The sequence below is a fragment of the bacterium genome (genome assembly GCA_008933615.1).
Lineage (GTDB): Bacteria > CLD3 > CLD3 > SB21 > SB21 > SB21.
Genome location: WBUR01000037.1, coordinates 23,675 through 41,934, shown reverse-complemented (window position 1 = coordinate 41,934; position 18,260 = coordinate 23,675). Strand labels below are relative to the sequence as shown.

Below are 18,260 nucleotides of genomic sequence, written 5' to 3'. Positions count from 1 at the left end.
ATCGTATGCCGGTCGCGTTTTGGATTGGTACATAAAACGCAGGGATCTTGTTCGGTTACATTGAAACAAACAGAACAACGGCCGATCTTTTCTTTTATGTCAATCAACGCCTTCGACAGAACTAGCACATCTTCTTTGGGTTGCTTCAGCAAATGAAACGCCAGCCGCTGAGCCGTCTTGCGGCCAATGCTTGGAAGTTTTGAAAATTCGTTTATGAGCCGCTCTAATGACTCCGATGTATATTGCATAACAGTTTCTAAGTATTATTTGTTCGGTAATTTCATATTGGGCAATAAGCCGCCCGTGACCCTGCTCATTTCTGCATTCGAAATCTCCTCCGCCTTTTGAACTGCATTATGGATCGCCGACAAAATCATGTCTTCCAGTATGTCGACTTCAGCCGGATTAACTGCTTCTTTGTCAATTTTTATCGATTGAATCTTCATATTGCCATTGACGCTCACTTTGACCATACCCCCGCCGGACGAGCCCTCGACAAGAACCTGTTCTAATTCCGTCCGCTGCTTTTCTATCTCTTTTTGCATTTTTTCAGCCTCACGCATGAGGCTCTTCATATCAAATCCTTTCATCATGCTCTTATTCGTTGCCTTTCGTTGTAGATTTATGTATTCGTTTTATGAGATACTTCAATCAGTTCACAATCAAAGATTTCTATCAAACGCTTCAAAGGATCCTTCTGTTCGAGTTCCCGAATATGTTTAAATAATTCCACTCTATCCTTTTGAGAATTATCAGATGTAGGGGTCGCTTGATTAACGCTTTCCACTACGGGATAGTGATCCTCCGTCGTTTCGCTCAGAATGGATTCCCGATAGCCTTTTTCAGCTATTCTTTTTAAATCGCATTGAATGTGCAGCCGTTGCCCGAGAAACTCCTTCATTACTTTGGACAGATATTCTCTTTCTTTGTGAATGATCTCAATGTGAAACCCGGTGAAGTCATTGTGTGTAAAGCCCACATGGAGTACATCCTGAATAATTTCTGCAGGAAACGCATGTTCCAATATAGCTCCGACACGAATTTTTTCCAGCTTGACCTTGCTGAGTATTGCGCCCCATTTGCTTTCGACCTGTGGTATGCCGACTTCAATATTCATAGACCCTGATGAGGGTTTCGCCTGCGTAAGATTCAAATTTGGCGTTGTAATATTCTGAATAGTCGGAACAGAGGCGTTCGTATAGGCTGTTGTCGCTACGGAATTAACTTTTTTTTTTAATGCCGGCTCGGAGCTATTGTTCTCGTTAGGCTCCATCGATTCGATTTTCCTAATGAGATCGCTGAGCTGAACCGTATTTTCCATCTGAATCAGTTTCATCAGCATCAATTCAAAAATAAATTTTTGCTTGATGCTCCATTTCACTCGTTGGACGGTTTCGGACACCAAGTTCATCATCCGCAAAAGGTCCTGCTCTGAAAAATATGAAACAGAATGTTCATACTGCTTTCGGTATCCCTCAAATACTTCCGTCAGCGCTTGAGCCCCGCAGGCACGCGTCATGAGCATGTTACGAATATGTTCTAAGAACCCGTGTAAAAATTCCGTTATATCCCAGCCGGCATCCAATATTTTTGCGGCAAATTTAAAACCTTCCGCGGTCTGTTTTTCATGAATAATATTTGTCAGTTCAAAATATACATCTACATTAATGATGCCCAGCGCATCACGCAATTGATCGATCTTGATGTTAATACCGCAGAAACTGATTACCTGATCCAGAAGCGTCAGCGAGTCGCGCATACCGCCGTCGGACATCTGAGCCATAGCGAAAAGGGATTCCTCGTCGATTGTTATTTTTTCTTCTTTGCAAATGTAGCGAAGGCGTCCGACGATTTTATCAATCGGAACTCGTTTAAAATCGAAACGCTGGCACCGAGATAATATGGTGGGTAATATTTTATTGGGTTCGGTTGTAGCAAAAATAAAGATCACCTGCGGCGGCGGTTCTTCGAGTGTCTTCAGAAGCGCATTGAAAGCGTCCTTAGTAATCATGTGAAATTCATCGATAATATAGATCTTATATCCGCCGCGAACCGGCATATAGCGAACGTTATCGCGCAGGCTTCTAATCTCATCAATACCGCGGTTGGATGCGCCATCAATCTCCAATACATCAAGGCTGCGCCCGCCGGTAATTTCTGTACAACTGAGGCATTCGTTGCATGGGATAATCGTTGGGCCACCTTTCTCGCAATTGATTGCTTTGGCGAAAATGCGGGCGGTGGTCGTTTTGCCTACTCCGCGTGGCCCCGAAAAAATATACGCATGGGCAATACGATTGGATTCAATAGCGTTTTTGAGCGTGGTTGTAATATGTTCCTGGCCGATTACATCGTCAAACAGCATCGGGCGATATTTTCTGGCAATGACGAGATAGGACATGAATATTTCGATTTAGAGTGGATGGAAAAAAAGCCCAAGCTTGTTACAGCACATCCAAGAATAGCCTACCGTTGCTTCCTTCCGGACCTGGCGGGGTTCAGCTGTCTCAAATTGCGTAAGGCTCGGGCTATTATGTTACAATAGTTCACTGTGTGCTTTTTAATGTTGCCCAAAGTAATCAATCTGACCCTATTTGTCAAGAAATCTTGTATTAAAAAATGACTGTTTTTTCGATTTACATCAGCTTAAAGGCCGGTGACCGGAAAATAAAATACCGAACATAAAAAAACCAGCGTCGGTTAACCACGCTGGTTTTCAAAACTCAGTTCTAAACAACCGTTACATAATACCTTTTTTCATAGCTTCCCGGGCGGTCATACCTCCGGCCATTTCAACAATCTGGTTATCGTAATGATCTGCAATTCGGGCTACGGATTTCATTGATGCGCTGAACTCATTCTCATCCAAGTTGGCCCCAGCGAGTGAATGGCTGAATATAATTGTTCCGTCGTAGGTAATGCCAAACGAACCGAAATGCAGAACGGCGTTTTCCCTAAGTAGAAATTTCATAAGATTTTCGTCAAGGCGCGCGTCCTGAACGACATATGAAAATGATTCTACTACCACATCGTTGCTGTGCCAGGGGCGAATGACGGTCTGAACAACGGTCGAGCCTTCAAAAACCAAAAACCGCCCGTCTTCGTGTCGTTCGTAGTTCTTTTTATATAATTGCTTAATAAACCCTTCCACTTTATTCTGAACTTTTAAATTCAATTGTTCCAAAGTCAGTTTCGCAACTTTTTTCGCCGGCGCCTTCTTTGATGATTTTTTTCCGCTTTTTTTAACGGTTTTTTTCGGTGCGGCCTTTTTAATTGCCTTTGCTACTTTTTTCTTCACAACTTTCTTTTTCGCAGGTTTCTTTGAAGCCGCTTTTTTTGTTGACTTCTTTGCCATAGATCCTCCTGTGTTGCGGTGAGTAAAATTCTTAATAATTTCTGAATTAACAAACTTGGTGTGAACGACCAAAATTCCGAAAATTATGCGTAAAAGTCAAGGCGGATCATACCTTCATTTGCTCAAAGTTTTGTCAGTTGTGACAATACATGCTTCACATTCCGGACAAATCCGGTGTATTTTGTTCTCTTAACGGGACTTTTTTTAAATCGATTATTGAACTCGTCCTCACTGAGCGATTCCCACTCTTTTACATTTCGGTTTAAATTATTTTGCCTTGGGAAAAATTGTTCATTTGCAGTCGTTTCAGCAAATTTAATGTTCCATGGACAAACATCCTGGCATATATCACAGCCGTAAATCCAGTTATTGAATGGCTGCGCCACCTGTTCCGGAAAGGCTTCGCCACGGTATTCGATGGTTAGGTAAGAAATACACTTATTCGAATCTACAACATAAGGCTCTGTAATGGCCTGTGTCGGACAAGCATCAATACACCGGTTGCACGTTCCGCAAAAATCGCTGATCGACTCATCATAATCGAGTTCCACATTTAATATTATTTCTCCTAAAAACACCCATGATCCGAGTTCCTTTGTAATCACATTGCTGTTTTTGCCTTGCCATCCGATCCCGGCCTGAGTTGCCCAGTATTTATCCATCATGGGCGAGGTATCAACGCAACTCTTTCCTTCTGCATCAGGACATAGTGACTGTATTTCGTTAAGCAGTTGGCGCAACTTTTCTTTCACAATATCATGATAATCGTCACCCCATGCATATCGTGAGATCTTTCCCATTTCGGGATCATTCGGTATTGGTTGCGGTGTATAATAATTGAGTGCAACGGAAACAACCGATTTCGCGCCTGGAAAAAGTTTCCTCGGATCCGCTCTTTTATCAAAATAATTTTCCATCCATTTCATCGTGCCGTGGAAGCCGGATGTCAGCCACCGTTCAAGCAATGACGTCGACGCAACTTTATCTGCCTTGGCAATGCCCACTTTATCAAAGCCGATTTCCAACGCTTTGGATTTTATACTATAGGTAAGATCTGTCTTAGTCATTTCTTTGAGACGGGTTTGATTTTTTGATGGGCACTATGTGATGTATTAATATACAAAACTAGCAGTAAAATCAAAGACCCTCTGATTACTCAGAGGGTCTTATTGAGTCGGGGCGAGAGGATTTGAACCTCCGACATCCTGCTCCCAAAACAGGCGCGCTACCGGGCTGCGCTACGCCCCGAACATATATCAAATTATTTCAAACAGTTTCTAAACTAAGTCTCTGACATTGGCGCTACCGAGCGGAGTTTATCCCGACGAAAGCCGGGACTACGCCACGAACACGTAATTTAAACGGGCTCGAATATATAGAATCAACGTTCGATTGTCAAGGTGTATATCGCCTATTTTGCAATTTGCTTTAATGCATTTCTCAACAGGCCTATAGCCTCATCAATTTCTGATTTTGTAATATTAAGCGCCGGCCTAAGTCGGATCGTATTTTCGCCGCATTTCAGAATTAGCAATCCCCCCGCATAAGCCTTTTTGACCAGCGTATCTCGCAATTCCGTCACAGGCAGATCGAAAGCGCACATGAGGCCGGACCCGCGCACATTCGATACTAATGAAAAATCACTTTGAAGTTTCTGCAATGCTGCCAGAAGATAATCACCTTGTACTCTGGCGTTTTCAACTAATTTTTCATCTGCAATGATCTTCAGATACCAGGTAGAACGGTACATATCTGTGAGATTGCCGCCCCAAGTGGAATTGATACGCCCGCTGGATTCGAAAACGTTACCTTTTGTCTCATCAATACGCTTACCGGCAAGTATCCCGCAGATTTGCATTTTTTTCCCGAAGGCAAGTATATCCGGTTTCACGCCGATCTTCTGATGCGCCCAGAAGGCGCCGGTCAAACCTACGCCGGTCTGAACTTCATCGTAGATCATCAATATCTCGTTCTCATCACAAATCTTGCGAAGCTCTTCATGAAACTCTTTTCTGAAATGATTGTCACCGCCTTCGGCTTGTATCGGTTCAATGATCAGACAGGCAATCTGCTTTTTGTGTTCCGAAATTTGCTCGCGTATGTACCGTAACGATTCCCCTTCTCGTTTCTTCACTTCCGCAAGATTCTTTTCATCCAGCGGGAAAACGATCTTCGGGTTTGGCGCCTTTATCCAGTCAAATTTAGGGAAGTACTGTACTTTGTGACGGTAAAAAGTATTGGTCATGGTCAGCGTGTATCCCGAACGGCCGTGAAATGCTTCATTAAAATAAATCACTTTCAGCGAATTCACGTACTCATTTTCGGTTTCGACGGATTGGAAACCGTTCGGGTACTGTTTACGCACTTTCCAGTCAAAGGCGGTTTTGAGTGCATTCTCCACGGCAAGCGCACCGCCAGAAATCATGAATAAATGCGGCAGATAATCCGGAATGCCGACTTTGTCGAATGCGGCAACAAATTCCGCCATTTTGATTGTATAGACATCCGCGTTGGCAGGATTATTGGTCGCAGCTTCAACGAGACCGTCCTTAAATTCTTGTGTCTGCAGGCGGGGGTGATTCATTCCGACAGGCGCGGAACCGAAGAATGAGTAAAAATCTAAGAAAGATCTTCCTGTTTTGACATCGATAAGGCGGGAACCTAAACTTTTCTTTGTATCGAGCACAATATCAAATCCGTCAACCTGCATGTGTTTGCGCAAGGTTTCATGAACCTGATCGGCTGTGAGATGAATATTCAACATGACGATTCTCCTTTGGGAAAATAATAATAAAAATGTCCTCGTTCACTATAGAATGAGGAAATCTAATTAAAAGGAGAATCTGCCTCATATCCTCCATTCCGGTTTGAGCAGACATTTTCTGCGCCCGATAAGAACTTCTTGCTGACCAATCCACCAAAAACAAATCTGGTCGTCGACGGCAGAATGATCAACAAGAATTTCAAAAATATTTCTAAAAAACTGAATCATCTAACATTAATAGTTATCAATTTGCGCGCGCTGCAATTTATCACTGTAATCGACGTATACTGTTTTCAATTCACTAAAGAAATCATAAACAGCCCAGCCGCCTTCGCGATGCCCGTTGCCGGTTTCCTTAACACCGCCGAAAGGAAGATGCGCCTCGGCTCCGATGGTCGGAGCGTTGATATAAGTGATACCTGCTTTGATATCCCGAATCGCTCTGAACGAATCGTTTACATTACGCGTGTATACTGAGGATGAAAGCCCGTACACCGTGTCGTTCAATACTTCAATTGCTTCATCGAGGTTTTTAACTTTAATCACGGAAAGGACAGGCCCGAAAATCTCTTCCTGTTCGATTCGCATGCCCGGCTTGACATTGGTGAAAATCGTCGGTTTGTAAAACCACCCTTTTTTCAGATCGCCTTCCGTTGCACGCTCACCGCCGCACATCAGTTTTGCGCCTTCTGCTTTTCCTATTTCAACATATTCGTGATCGGTATTCAATTGGTCTTCGTTCACGCACGGTCCGACTTCCACGCCTTTTTCGAGACCATCGCCGAGCCGAAGTTTCTCGGTGCGCTTGACCAACATATCAACAAACTTGTCATGAATTTTTTCATGCAGGATCAACCGGCTCGTGGCGGTACACCGTTGTCCCGTCGTTCCGAATGCGCCCCATAACACCCCGTCAAGCGCCAGCTCAAGATTGGCGTCGTCCATAACTACCTGTGCGTTTTTGCCGCCTAATTCCAGTGATACCCGCTTCAGAGTTTTTCCGCAGGATTGCGCTATCGTTTTTCCCACGCCGGACGAACCGGTAAAACTAATTAATGCAACGTCCGGATGTTCAACGATTTTCATGCCTACCGCTCCGCCGCCGCCGTGAACTATATTGATCACGCCTTTGGGAACTCCGGCATCGTGAAGTATCTGAACTAAACTCGTTGCCGTTTTGGGCGTGTCGGAGGCCGGTTTAAATACGACGCAATTACCGCACACCAATGCAGGGAAAATTTTCCAGGTCGGAATCGCCATCGGAAAATTCCACGGCGTGACTATGCCGGCAACTCCGATCGGCGTCCGAATGGCCATAGCAAATTTATTGGGCAGTTCCGACGGCGCGGTATAACTGAATAATCTGCGCCCTTCACTCGCAGCATAATAGGCTGTGTCGATACCCTCCTGAACGTCGCCGCGCGTTTCGGTCAGAACTTTTCCCATTTCACGCGTCATTTCGCGCGCGAGTTCTTCTTTGCGTTCTACCATAAGATCGCCGACTTTTTTCAAAATATCGCCTCGTTTCGGAGCGGGCGTCAGGCGCCATTCTTCCCATGCCGCTTTGGCTGCTCCGACGGCCTCGTTTACATCTTCTTCAGCCGATTTCGGAAAGGTACCGATCACCTCATCCCAATTGGCCGGATTTCGGTTCTCGAATGTCTGGCCGGACTTTGCATCTTTCCATTCGCCGTTGATAAAATTTTGAAATTTCTGTGCCATGTTCCGTACCTCAATCTTTACTTTTGTTTTGAATAATTAGCCAACCGGAGTTTCATTATAAATTACGATCGATCCGGTTGCGGAAACTTTCGCTCGACATCGCTTTTCTAGCCACCAGTCCCCAAAGTGTAAAAACACCGCCTATGATCATGCCAAAAATACCAAATCCGAAAGGCGGAATATTCGGAATAAGTATGACCAGACCAAGAATGATCCAGACCCAATAAAGTTTTAAAAGCCATAATGTAAGCATATCGATCTCCTTTTTGAATCAATCCTATTGTCTTCCGGAATAGACATTTTCCAGTACAAAAATATCCTTCTCGAACTTGTAAAAGTAGGTTCTTTGACGGACGTCGCCTCCGTCGTTTTCCGGATATTCAACCTCGTCAATTCGAACGCGGTACCGCTGCTTCTCGTCTGCGCGCGTCAAGGATATGTTGCATGAAAACGACAGGCCGCCCCTGGTGTCCAAACTAAAAAGTGAAGTAAATTTATGGTCAATTAATTTTTCAATGCGGCAGAAACGGCGAAGTTCTTCATCAAGAAGCACTGAATAGATCTCGGCAAATCCATCGTTATCAACATCAACGATCTTTATATCAAAAACGCTTCCCCCGGCGCAACTGTTGACTATATTGCATGTCCATTTACCTTCATCCAAGTAATACACCATCACATACGTCAACTTTTCATTCAGACTGCCCGATACGATCAGTTCTATATTACCGTCACCATCCAGGTCTGCTGAGAACCCTTTGTACAGGATAAACTCGCATTGTGTGGGCGCCTTATCTATGACACCCGGATAATTAATCGACGCATCCCTATACGCGTCCTCAATATAATTTCGTTCGTTAACGCCGGATATAACCTCTATCGGCCGTCCGTTGCCTTCGAAAGCAATGCCATGCAAACCGCATACAACAAATAATAAACTAAAAACTCGAGCGATCAATCTTTCTTTCCTGTTTAATAAATCTTATAGAACATATCTCAATTTAATATGCTGCTAATTCCCGCATAACCTTGAGCATTTTGTCTTTGTTGGGCAAAAAATGAGCTTCCAACGGCGGACTGTACGGAACCGGCGTATCAATAGCCGCAAGGCGGCGAATAGGCGCATCGAGATGTTCAAATGCATTTTCCGTGATGAAGGCAGAGATATCACCGCCAACCCCGCCGGTCAGTGTCGCTTCATGCGCAACTATCACACGGTTAGTTTTCTTCACGGACTGTAATATGAGTTCTTTGTCGTACGGCAGTATACTGCGCATATCCAAAACTTCGACGCGTACTCCGTCTTCTTTTTCGATTTGCTCTGCCGCTTCCAATGCCCAATGCACAGCCGAACTGTATGCAACGACGGTCAAGTCTTTACCTTCGCGCTTAATATCGCCTTTCCCTATCGGCACAATATAATCGTCTTCCGGAACTTCACCCTTGATACGGCGGTAAAGAAACTTGTGCTCAAAAAATAAAACGGGGTTATTATCTCGAATGGCTGATTTGATCAAACCTTTAGCGTCGTACGGAGTCGAAGGAGATACAATCTTTAAACCCGGAACATGAAAAAACCACGCTTCCGGATTTTGTGAATGAAACGGCCCGCCGTGAACGCCGCCGCCCGACGGGCAACGTACGACCATGGGAACGGCCTCACGCCATCGATAATGAATTTTTGCGGCCTGATTAACCAACTGATTAAAACCGCAGGATATAAAATCTGCAAACTGCATTTCTGCAACGGGACGCAAACCCATCAAAGCCGATCCGACACAAACGCCGATAATACCCGCTTCGGAAATAGGCGTATCCATGACGCGCTCTGCGCCGAATTCCTCGATGAACCCTTTCGTCACTTTGAAAGCTCCGCCGTATACTCCGATATCCTCCCCGATCAGAAAGACATTGGGATCGCGACGCATTTCCTCGCGCATCCCCATCGAAATCGCTTCCAAATATGTTAAAGTCGCCATTATTTCCTTTGTAAAAAAATTATTTTTCGTTTGTCACACGACCCACGAACAAGCAACTGCAAATTACTGTTCAAGCAACTGCAATTGATTTCCGTCCGGATCGACCACGACAGCGATCTTGCCGAATTCCAGCTCCGTAATACCTTGCGTGAATTTGACATTCTTGGATTTCAAAGTACCCACGGTTCTTTCCATATCGTCCACTTCAAACTGAATCAATACACCGTTCTTCTTGTAATCTTTCGGTTCCGCAGATTTTTCGCCTCCTTTTTCCAGCGTGAGAATCGTGCCTTCGGTATTAAATTGCGCAAAACCGTCTTCATGATACGTTACATCCAAACCTAAGCCGTCTTTGTAGAAAGCGAGTGAGCGGTCGAAATCCGATGCATAGATACAGACATATTTAATGTTGGTAATCATTCTGGACATTGTGTGAACTCCTTCTTAGGTTGTGGTAATGTTGCTATTTTGAAAATCGTATAACTTCTTTTAATATTTTTCCTTCAAAACCGACCGGCGCATCGATTCCGAATATAGTCGACAAAGTGGGTGCAATGTCGGCAGGAGAACAGGGGGTTCCGAAATTTCCCGGTTTTATCCAGTTAGTACCGTATAGGATAAGAGGAACGTGCCGGTCATACGAGTAAGGTGAACCGTGTTCAGTGCCAACTTCATTTCTGTCCCATACAAAATTCGGTTTCAGAATGATGACTAAATCTCCACTGTTCTCAGTGTGATAATTATTTTGAACGAGCCTCAAAACCGTGTCCTGACTAATATTACCGTGCATTAGATGTTCTGCCGTATACACGCGAAATATTTGAGGCATTGATTTAGTCAAAACCTGGCTAATATAATCTTCTGCGGCCTTTTTATCAATCTTTTTTTCGTCTAACGCGCTCCGGTTAAAATAGAAATCAAGGTTCGCCATCCGTCCGACATAGGAACTTTCCACGTCTAATTTACCGAACTTCTTCGTCATGGCTTCTTGAACCAACTTTTCAATAACCGGCGGTTTGACTCGGCCGGATTCAATTTCCAGCCTTTTCAGTTCTTCCGGCATCACAGCGACTCCGTGGTCGGACGTGAGAACGTACAAGATATGTTCATCGCCGACTGCCTTGTCCATAAATTTGAATAGCCGTTCCAAATAACGGTCCGTCCGAATCGTAACATCCATCACCTCGCGGCTATTTGGGCCGAAACAGTGTCCTATCTCATCGTTTGCGGAAAAGCTGATACATAGAATATCCGGAAATTCATCAGCGCCTAATTCTTCTTCAACTGTCAATCTCTCTGTAAAATCCAATAACGCTTCAGAGGAAAAGGGAGATTCAATAAGCAGGTTGTAATAATCGGCATCCGGTTTTTCCAAACTAATTCCGATTTGATAAGGCAACGTCCCGCTCCAGCTCTTTGGATAATCATAATAACGCAAGGCTGAAATATCGATCATTGGATAGTCTTTTTCGCCGAGAAGCAAGTCCCACTTCGCTCCGAACCATTTATCAAAACTATGTTCCCGATTAAATGTCTCAACCCATTCAGGAAAGGCTTTCATATAATACGAACTCGTAAAAAAACCTCCCTCGGCATCGTTCATCCAATAGGCTGCGTTGGCCGATCGTCCTGCCATAAGAATCGACGCATCGTCTTTGCAGGAAACAGCAAAGACTTTGGATTTATTTCCGTTGTGATGTTTCAGGGCATCGCCGAGATTGGTTCCGTTAAATTTTCGAGGTGAACGCCCGTCCCGGTTTGATTTTTGGATAAGGCCTAGCACCGGCGACAGAGTATCTTCTACGGAGTATGTCAATCTTCGGAGATCACGGTCATACCAGTTGTTTGCTACGATACCGGTCGTGCGAGGATACGCTCCGCTCATCATCACAGAATGGCCGACTGACGTCTTTGTAGTTGCATGTTCGTATTCACAATTGACAAAATTCGCTCCTTTTTTTATCAAATGATTAAATCCGTCTGCGCCGAAGAAAGGAGCAAATCGAGTCAAATAATCATAGCGAAATTGGTCGATGCTGATGAAGACAATCAATTTCGGTGGTATAGGCAGCTTGGCATCCGTTGCAGATTTAGAACATCCGGTCAAGATAACCAGAGTGAGAAATAAAACATTTTTCATGTAGGTCATTTCACTTTTTCGCGGTGCATAGTAATAAATATTTTAGCAAATTAAAAGACAAAATTGCCCTTTCGTAAAAGAAAACCAATTGACAAAGCTATGGTAAATGACTAAAATTCCCCATGCTAAAAACGCTATCAACGCTTACCCTGTATAGCCTCATGGCGCTTTTGTATTCCTGTGCTCAGGTGAAAGAACCGAGTATCAATAACGATAACAACAACGATCCTTCAGATGCCGCAAACCTGTCCTCATTTCCATCAACGTTGGCTGAATATATTGATAATCCGACGGATGAGGATTTTTATAAGCTCGAGACTTTGGCGAATAAGCGCATCAGCGTCGATCTATCCATACCCGTCGGAAAAAATTACGACCTACACCTTCTTCGCGCAGATGAATCGGTGATAGACGGTTCCAAAAATAACGGTGTCGGCGGTATTGAATCAATTCGTTATACAACGCCCCAGCCGGGAATCTATTATATCCGGGTCAGCAGCGGGAACGCTTCTTATACTTCAACCGAACCCTACCGTTTGACTGTTTACATAACCGACACAACCGGCGCTCCGGGTTTTTCAAGCCCATACCTTGCGCTTGGCAATCCGAGTAACGCCGCCGCCGTAATTGACTCGACAAAAAATTATCTGATGGAAAAGCCACAATACGCGCTTTCCTACAACAGCTCGACCGGTAGGCCTAACTGGGTATCGTGGCACTTGAATAGTTCGTGGCTCGGAGATGTCCCAAGGCAGGATAATTTTCGCGTTGACGATTCTCTTCCTTCAGTCTGGTATCATGTGAATGAAAATGATTTCTCCGGTAGCGGTTATGATCGCGGGCACCTTTGTCCTTCGGGAGATCGTACAGCGACGGAAGCTGACAATTCAGAAACATTTTTGATGACCAATATGATCCCGCAAGCGCCGGATAATAATCAGGGACCGTGGGCCAATCTGGAAAACTATTGCCGTGATCTGGCAGCCGAAGGAAAAGAACTTTTTATTATATCGGGCGGTTATGGGTCGAACGGAACTGTAGCCGCAAGACACGTGTCCGTGCCTGCGCGCTCGTGGAAGGTTATTGTCGTAATGAATGAACCCGGAATTTCAGATATAACCACAACTACCAGGGTTATTGCGATTGACATGCCGAATGTGAACGGCATCCGCAATGACGATTGGAAAAATTACCGCGTTTCCGTTGATCAGATTGAGGCGGCAACCGGTTACAATTTCTTGTCAAATGTTCCTGTGTCTATTCAGGCCGTAATTGAAAGCGTTATCGACAATCAGTAATTTTCAAAAAATTATCTCTGTGTTCTCTGTGCTAAGTTCCGAATACCTTTCTAAAAAAACCAACCGCCTCCTGCCATGCCAAATCCGTCGATTCAGGATCATATCGGGGGCCTTCATCACGCATGAATGCATGCTCGGCTGGAAACAATTTGACTGAGAAATCTGTTCTGGCTTTTTTTAATTCGGATTCAATACTTGTCCTTCCCTCCGCCGGAATATGAGGATCAAGCGATCCGAATATCATAAGTAACTTGCCTTGAATTTCTTTCGCCCGCTCAAGCGAACCCGCATTTTCATCTTTGCCGAGCTTTCCATTGTGAATGCCCGTACCGTAGAAACATACCGTCGCTTTGACGTCAGGCTGAAGCGACGCGCGAAAAGCCAAATGCCCGCCAATACAAAACCCGGCGGCGCCTAATTTACCGGAAGCATTCTTAGGATACTGTTTTAAATAATCCAGGACAGCGCGGCAATCAGCATCAAATTCTGCAATGCTTGTTCTCCCCGCATCATTCATTCCTCTGTCACGACCCGTGTCGTCAAACGGGATCCAAGCTCCCGGCGGTTCTACACGGTGATAAATTTCCGGCGCGGCTACAACGAAACCATAGCCTGCCAAACGTATACACGCACGGATCATCGTCGGCGTTAGCTGGAATATGTCGGAATAAAAAATTACAGACGGATATTTCCCATCCGCTTTCGGTTCGGCAACGAACATCCGCATGGTACTATTATCCACGCTAAGGTCAACATACTGATGCGTAACAATCATCGGCTCTTTCTTCTTATGTCAAATAGAACTGATAAACATTTATCTACTAAATTTTTATTCAGAATACATCTTAATAACTTTTAAAATCGACTCAGTGCACACTTTGCAGAACGGCACATCGTTACGCGTGAACATGATACAATCGAGTTCCGGACGATAAAGGCCTTTCGATTCATACGCCGCGCCTTCAAATGCTCCGACCTTTCCAAAGAACTTATTCTTTTGCAGCATAGGCGTTGTAACCTGTTTTACCTCTTTGAACAAAGCCTCCATTTGTTCTTCCGTGGCTTTTTCTTCTACCATTTTAGCGCGTTTTTTCTGACGCTCGACTTCGTATTTGTCATACTCATCCTTATTCCACGGCGTCGGCAAAGGCGTGCCGGCTTCCATCAGGTGCTTCCATTTAAGATTTGCGGGATCAAAAAGCCCCGTCACATTCGGTTCCCAGGGTTCTACCGATGGCAATGCGTAATTCTCATACGATACCGGCGATGTATAATATTCATCGCCCAGCCCTGCAAACGAATGGCCGAATTCATGCACGAAAACATACGCGGACGGTTCCGTATCGGAAGTCACCGTCGCCCATAAATTAAATATACCGCCGCCGCCGTATTTGCGGTCATTGGCAATCATGATAATGGCGTCGTACGGCGCATTGGCGGAAATTTCACGCAAGCTCTTATTTTCATAGGTCAAAACGTAACGATCGGAATCGAAAGAATTAAAACTCAGGCCCAGCGCCGATTTGCGCCAAACGCCTTTACGCGGATTGCTGATGCCCGACTGAGCTGAAAAAACATCGATCGCGCGTACGTTAAAGTTTTTCTTTTGTGATTTGAAGGGTTCTGTTTCGAACATCACGCCAACTAATCGCGTTACGTCTTTATGAAATTTATCTTTTTCCTTCGCCGTATAACCGTCGGCTAATATCAGAATATCGACTTTTTTTGCCGCATCGCCGTTCTCAAAAACGCTCCAAACCTCGCCGGCAGGAACGAGCGGAGAACGATTGACGAACCGGCTCGACGGATCAATCGTCGTAGCATATATTTGTGTGAATGAACCATCGTCCTGGCGTTTCTTTAGAACCAACTGCACTTTATTCTTCGGTTCGGGAAAGCGCTGGGATTCGTGCAACGTCCGCCAGACCTTCGAAGCTTCGCCGGTCGTTTCCCACTCGCCGTAAATACTGGCGAAGCCCCGTGAATAAATGACCTTGTTTGATTTCAAATCCACGACCTCGAACATGTATTTCCCAAGATTCGATTCGTCGATCAAATTGATTTTACTCCCAGGCCAAACGCCTTCGAGGCGGATTTCATCCAAGCTGATATGCTCTTCCTTCGCCGTTCCGCTGTGGTAATAATCAAAACGGAAAGTCTGTCCGGTAAAATAATCATCGAACATGTTTTGGCCTCCTAAACCAAATAGTGATAGAAAAATGAGTAAGATTGTCATAAGAGCCTCCTTAAAGTGAAATCCATTAGCTACCTATTTAATTTATACGATTGTCGAACCAATGAAATAACATATTCTAAATCATCGTCCGAACTGATCTGCAATTCATAATCACCATTCCCCCAATGACCAATTTTTGAAATGTCTCTAGTTAACTTTTTGGGATCATCAAGTTTACCCTTTTCAAGATTGATAAATACTTTAATAGACTTCTTTTGAATACAAACATCAGTAATATTACTCTTTATTTGAAATGCGATGTAATATTTTTTTGCTTTAACCTTTATTTCAGGGCTTATTGATAAAACTAAATTTTTGAACCTTTCGTATAATTCACTTACTTCAGCTGTGGCAATTGAAAGATGTTCTTGCTCGCTATAGGTCTTAACTTCTTTGCTAATTACATCTACATTTTCATTCTTCTTAGATACAGACTTGATACTCGCTTGTGTAGAAGAAGGAATATGTTGATCAAACAAAACGGTATTATTAGAGTATCTATGAATTTCCCATAATTCAATTGGCAAATCTTTGAAATTTATCGCCTCAATTTGATATTGGGTAAAGGATGTCGAAACAAACATTACTCGAGACTGCGACCAATCAATATCATCGCGTTTTAAGGACATCTTGCATTTTTCGTTGTATTCAAGTATGAATTCTGCTTTGTTATTCAACATCAAGCTTAAGTAACTCATGCCTTGGTCAATAACAGAAAAATTTCGATCCTTTTTGTATTCAATAATCACAAAGGAAGACGAATCCTTATCAAAGGCAAGAGAATCTATTCTTAGACCATTCAATTGAAATTCGGACCTCACAAATTGCAGATTAAAAAGCGTCGCCATATTTCCCTGAACCAGTTCTTGCATCTCTTTTTCTAGTCGAAACGGATTTTCCTTAACTAACTCAATTTTTTTGTCATTTTGTTTAAATAGTTGCATTTTGACCCCTCTTCCTCACATAAATCAATTTCTTCACTTCGGCCACTATATTATTTTGTTCATCTGTGACGGATACTTCAAATTCATAATCCGCCTTTTTCTTCGCTTCCAATTCCTCTTTGATAGATTGAATCTTTTCATCAGGGACATGAAAACGGGCTTTAACCTTACCGGAGCCGGGTTTGACGAATTTGATTTGCGCTGATTTGTCCCAGACAATATAATCTTTGCCGAGTTTACGCATCAGAATGAGCATAAAAAAAGGGTCACACATAGAATACAGTGACCCGCCGTAATGCGTTCCGACATAATTTCGATTCCAGAATCGTAGTTTCATTTCCACTTCAATAATCTTTTCCTTACGATCCACTTCCTTCACTCGTATACCTGCTCCGAGAAACGGCGGATACCAATTGATCCAGCGAAACACATTGATCTTTTGTATTATCAACGTCATTTGGCTACTGCCGGAATGGATCGTTTGACGCCGCTATTCCGCATAAACGCCTTCGGCCGCTTCTTCACCCAGCGGGAACGGTGCATTTAATGCAAACTCCTCCGCCTCTTCCATGTCTTTCGCGACTCGTTTCTTTAGAGCTTCATTTTCTGCCTGTGTGATGACCTTATGATCGAGCAGATATTTTTCGGCGCGCGCGATGGGATCTTTTTTCTGCCATTCGGCAAACATTTCCTTCGGAACATAGAATGCGTCATCATGTTCCGCGTGGCCTTTCATGCGCATGGTTTTGGACTCGATCAAAATCGGGCCATTGCCGGCGCGGCATTGTTCAATTGCGTACTTGGAAACGCGGTACACTTCAAAAACGTCATTGCCGTCCATTACCACGGCTTCCATGCCGTATGCTTTGCCTTTCACCGCCAGATCTTTGAGATTAGACTGATGCGCCGTCGGCGTAGAATACGCCCAGTTATTATTTTCTATGATGCAGACAAAAGGCACTTTCCATACCGCGGCCATGTTCATACCTTCATGAAATTCGGCCGTGGACGTACCGCCGTCGCCGATATACGTCAGCGCCACACGCGGCTCCTTTTTGAGTTTAAACGCTAACGCGCATCCGGTCAGATTTATGATCAAACTTCCGAGATGGGAGATCGGCGCAAAAACTCCGATGCTCAAATCGCCCAGATGCGAATTCCCGTCACGGCCTCCCGTCGGAGTCGTTGAGCGGCCGATGAAATTGGACAAAAAATTCTTTACCGGTAATCCCCGAACGATAATGGCGCCCGCATTACGAATGATCGGGCCGACGATGTCGTTTTTTTCAAGCGCGTAGGCAGAACCGACGCTGGTAGCTTCCTGCCCGCGGCTGCCGTAGGCGGCGCCGATTATTTTGCCCTGCCGATAAAGTTTCGCCACACGATCATCAAATGCCCGATTGAGCATGATGAAATAATACAATTCTTTCTTCTGTGCATCGGTTGGCTCGAATTTCTTAAGATCGAGTTCGGCGGCAGTTAGAAAGGGCTTTTGATTTTTTTTTGTCTTTTGTACGCGGTCTTTTTTTTTATCTTTAGAGTTCACGTAACTACCATTCCGTTTTTTGTAAAAGTTACTCTGAGCGAAACGAAGAGTTCCCTAATTGGAAGTACTATTTCATTATTATAGAGATCCGCCATTTCGGGTTTATCGTATTTAAATTTATTCTAATTTCTCAACATTATAAACGTAAAGGTTATTCTAATGCTCAAATCCCCTTCTCATCACATTATTTGTAATACCGCTATACAGCACCCTGTTATTTTTATTCGACATCATATAAACAAAATACTGTCGCATGGCGTGTTCTCAATTTCGCAT

General features: G+C 44.1%; 19 protein-coding genes, 1 tRNA gene and 1 other RNA gene. 1 reads left to right on the top strand and 20 read right to left on the bottom strand.

All coding sequences use genetic code 11. The features are described from left to right. The 14 genes from F9K33_13235 to F9K33_13170 all read right to left on the bottom strand — a co-directional run. Nucleotides 1-248, bottom strand: a 248-nt coding sequence (locus F9K33_13235) for a recombination protein RecR (GenBank protein KAB2878475.1), incomplete at its 3' end; no start/stop codon positions are given. A gap of 15 nt (nt 249-263) precedes the next feature. After that, nucleotides 264-590: a YbaB/EbfC family nucleoid-associated protein gene (locus tag F9K33_13230; GenBank protein ID KAB2878479.1), complete on the bottom strand. Its 327-nt coding sequence runs from the start codon at nt 588-590 to the stop codon at nt 264-266. A gap of 32 nt (nt 591-622) precedes the next feature. After that, nucleotides 623-2,401 (bottom strand): DNA polymerase III subunit gamma/tau, encoded by a 1,779-nt coding sequence (gene dnaX / locus F9K33_13225; protein KAB2878474.1) that lies wholly within the window; start codon nt 2,399-2,401, stop codon nt 623-625. A 29-nt stretch (nt 2,402-2,430) separates the two neighbouring features. Beyond that, an RNA gene (gene ffs, locus F9K33_13220) (signal recognition particle sRNA small type) lies at nt 2,431-2,529 on the bottom strand. 211 nt (nt 2,530-2,740) lie between these two features. After that, nucleotides 2,741-3,355, bottom strand: coding sequence for a YbjN domain-containing protein (locus F9K33_13215; protein KAB2878473.1), 615 nt, complete (start codon nt 3,353-3,355; stop codon nt 2,741-2,743). 122 nt (nt 3,356-3,477) lie between these two features. Further along, nucleotides 3,478-4,422, bottom strand: a complete 945-nt coding sequence (gene queG / locus F9K33_13210; GenBank protein ID KAB2878472.1) for a tRNA epoxyqueuosine(34) reductase QueG — start codon at nt 4,420-4,422, stop codon at nt 3,478-3,480. Between the two features lie 107 nt (nt 4,423-4,529). Further along, nucleotides 4,530-4,603 (bottom strand) — tRNA-Pro (locus F9K33_13205). Nucleotides 4,604-4,766: 163 nt separating this feature from the next. Beyond that, complete coding sequence (locus F9K33_13200; protein ID KAB2878471.1) at nt 4,767-6,119, bottom strand: L-lysine 6-transaminase; 1,353 nt, start codon at nt 6,117-6,119, stop codon at nt 4,767-4,769. Nucleotides 6,120-6,353: 234 nt separating this feature from the next. Continuing rightward, entirely contained in the window at nt 6,354-7,841 is a 1,488-nt protein-coding gene (locus F9K33_13195) for an aldehyde dehydrogenase family protein (GenBank protein ID KAB2878470.1), read from the bottom strand. A gap of 55 nt (nt 7,842-7,896) precedes the next feature. Beyond that, nucleotides 7,897-8,094 (bottom strand): hypothetical protein, encoded by a 198-nt coding sequence (locus F9K33_13190; protein ID KAB2878469.1) that lies wholly within the window; start codon nt 8,092-8,094, stop codon nt 7,897-7,899. Between the two features lie 24 nt (nt 8,095-8,118). Then, complete coding sequence (locus F9K33_13185; protein ID KAB2878468.1) at nt 8,119-8,799, bottom strand: VCBS repeat-containing protein; 681 nt, start codon at nt 8,797-8,799, stop codon at nt 8,119-8,121. 43 nt (nt 8,800-8,842) lie between these two features. Then, nucleotides 8,843-9,820, bottom strand: a complete 978-nt coding sequence (locus F9K33_13180; GenBank protein ID KAB2878467.1) for an alpha-ketoacid dehydrogenase subunit beta — start codon at nt 9,818-9,820, stop codon at nt 8,843-8,845. A gap of 63 nt (nt 9,821-9,883) precedes the next feature. Continuing rightward, nucleotides 9,884-10,249: a hypothetical protein gene (locus F9K33_13175; protein KAB2878466.1), complete on the bottom strand. Its 366-nt coding sequence runs from the start codon at nt 10,247-10,249 to the stop codon at nt 9,884-9,886. A 34-nt stretch (nt 10,250-10,283) separates the two neighbouring features. Beyond that, entirely contained in the window at nt 10,284-11,969 is a 1,686-nt protein-coding gene (locus tag F9K33_13170; protein KAB2878465.1) for an alkaline phosphatase family protein, read from the bottom strand. A gap of 476 nt (nt 11,970-12,445) precedes the next feature. On the opposite strand from F9K33_13170, the gene F9K33_13165 reads away from it, so the two are divergent. Beyond that, nucleotides 12,446-13,258 carry a DNA/RNA non-specific endonuclease gene (locus F9K33_13165; GenBank protein ID KAB2878478.1) on the top strand — a complete coding sequence of 271 codons (813 nt, stop codon included), beginning with the start codon at nt 12,446-12,448 and terminating at the stop codon, nt 13,256-13,258. Nucleotides 13,259-13,289: 31 nt separating this feature from the next. Here F9K33_13165 and F9K33_13160 read toward each other — a convergent pair whose 3' ends face one another. The 6 genes from F9K33_13160 to F9K33_13135 form a co-directional block, all read right to left on the bottom strand. Then, nucleotides 13,290-14,033 carry a dienelactone hydrolase family protein gene (locus F9K33_13160; GenBank protein KAB2878464.1) on the bottom strand — a complete coding sequence of 248 codons (744 nt, stop codon included), beginning with the start codon at nt 14,031-14,033 and terminating at the stop codon, nt 13,290-13,292. 54 nt (nt 14,034-14,087) lie between these two features. After that, nucleotides 14,088-15,443: a peptidase M64 gene (locus F9K33_13155; protein ID KAB2878477.1), complete on the bottom strand. Its 1,356-nt coding sequence runs from the start codon at nt 15,441-15,443 to the stop codon at nt 14,088-14,090. Between the two features lie 80 nt (nt 15,444-15,523). Continuing rightward, nucleotides 15,524-16,438: a hypothetical protein gene (locus F9K33_13150; GenBank protein ID KAB2878463.1), complete on the bottom strand. Its 915-nt coding sequence runs from the start codon at nt 16,436-16,438 to the stop codon at nt 15,524-15,526. Next, on the bottom strand, nt 16,425-16,895 hold the full coding sequence (locus tag F9K33_13145) for a DUF4442 domain-containing protein (protein ID KAB2878462.1): 471 nt from the start codon (nt 16,893-16,895) through the stop codon (nt 16,425-16,427). The genes F9K33_13150 and F9K33_13145 overlap by 14 nt, the downstream gene beginning before the upstream one ends. A gap of 33 nt (nt 16,896-16,928) precedes the next feature. Next, entirely contained in the window at nt 16,929-17,984 is a 1,056-nt protein-coding gene (locus tag F9K33_13140) for a thiamine pyrophosphate-dependent dehydrogenase E1 component subunit alpha (GenBank protein KAB2878461.1), read from the bottom strand. A 156-nt stretch (nt 17,985-18,140) separates the two neighbouring features. Then, a complete protein-coding gene (locus F9K33_13135; GenBank protein ID KAB2878460.1) occupies nt 18,141-18,239 on the bottom strand; it encodes a hypothetical protein in 99 nt (32 codons plus the stop codon). Between the last annotated feature and the right edge of the window lie 21 nt (nt 18,240-18,260).

What these genes read in the sequence shown, in the direction of transcription:
- F9K33_13230 (KAB2878479.1), bottom strand. Translation starts at nt 590, where the DNA reads ATGAAAGGATTTGATATGAAGAGCCTCATGCGTGAGGCTGAAAAAATG.
- dnaX (KAB2878474.1), bottom strand. Translation starts at nt 2,401, where the DNA reads ATGTCCTATCTCGTCATTGCCAGAAAATATCGCCCGATGCTGTTTGAC.
- F9K33_13215 (KAB2878473.1), bottom strand. Translation starts at nt 3,355, where the DNA reads ATGGCAAAGAAGTCAACAAAAAAAGCGGCTTCAAAGAAACCTGCGAAA.
- queG (KAB2878472.1), bottom strand. Translation starts at nt 4,422, where the DNA reads ATGACTAAGACAGATCTTACCTATAGTATAAAATCCAAAGCGTTGGAA.
- F9K33_13200 (KAB2878471.1), bottom strand. Translation starts at nt 6,119, where the DNA reads ATGTTGAATATTCATCTCACAGCCGATCAGGTTCATGAAACCTTGCGC.
- F9K33_13195 (KAB2878470.1), bottom strand. Translation starts at nt 7,841, where the DNA reads ATGGCACAGAAATTTCAAAATTTTATCAACGGCGAATGGAAAGATGCA.
- F9K33_13190 (KAB2878469.1), bottom strand. Translation starts at nt 8,094, where the DNA reads ATGCTTACATTATGGCTTTTAAAACTTTATTGGGTCTGGATCATTCTT.
- F9K33_13180 (KAB2878467.1), bottom strand. Translation starts at nt 9,820, where the DNA reads ATGGCGACTTTAACATATTTGGAAGCGATTTCGATGGGGATGCGCGAG.
- F9K33_13175 (KAB2878466.1), bottom strand. Translation starts at nt 10,249, where the DNA reads ATGTCCAGAATGATTACCAACATTAAATATGTCTGTATCTATGCATCG.
- F9K33_13170 (KAB2878465.1), bottom strand. Translation starts at nt 11,969, where the DNA reads ATGACCTACATGAAAAATGTTTTATTTCTCACTCTGGTTATCTTGACC.
- F9K33_13160 (KAB2878464.1), bottom strand. Translation starts at nt 14,033, where the DNA reads ATGATTGTTACGCATCAGTATGTTGACCTTAGCGTGGATAATAGTACC.
- F9K33_13155 (KAB2878477.1), bottom strand. Translation starts at nt 15,443, where the DNA reads ATGTTCGATGATTATTTTACCGGACAGACTTTCCGTTTTGATTATTAC.
- F9K33_13150 (KAB2878463.1), bottom strand. Translation starts at nt 16,438, where the DNA reads ATGCAACTATTTAAACAAAATGACAAAAAAATTGAGTTAGTTAAGGAA.
- F9K33_13145 (KAB2878462.1), bottom strand. Translation starts at nt 16,895, where the DNA reads ATGACGTTGATAATACAAAAGATCAATGTGTTTCGCTGGATCAATTGG.
- F9K33_13135 (KAB2878460.1), bottom strand. Translation starts at nt 18,239, where the DNA reads ATGCGACAGTATTTTGTTTATATGATGTCGAATAAAAATAACAGGGTG.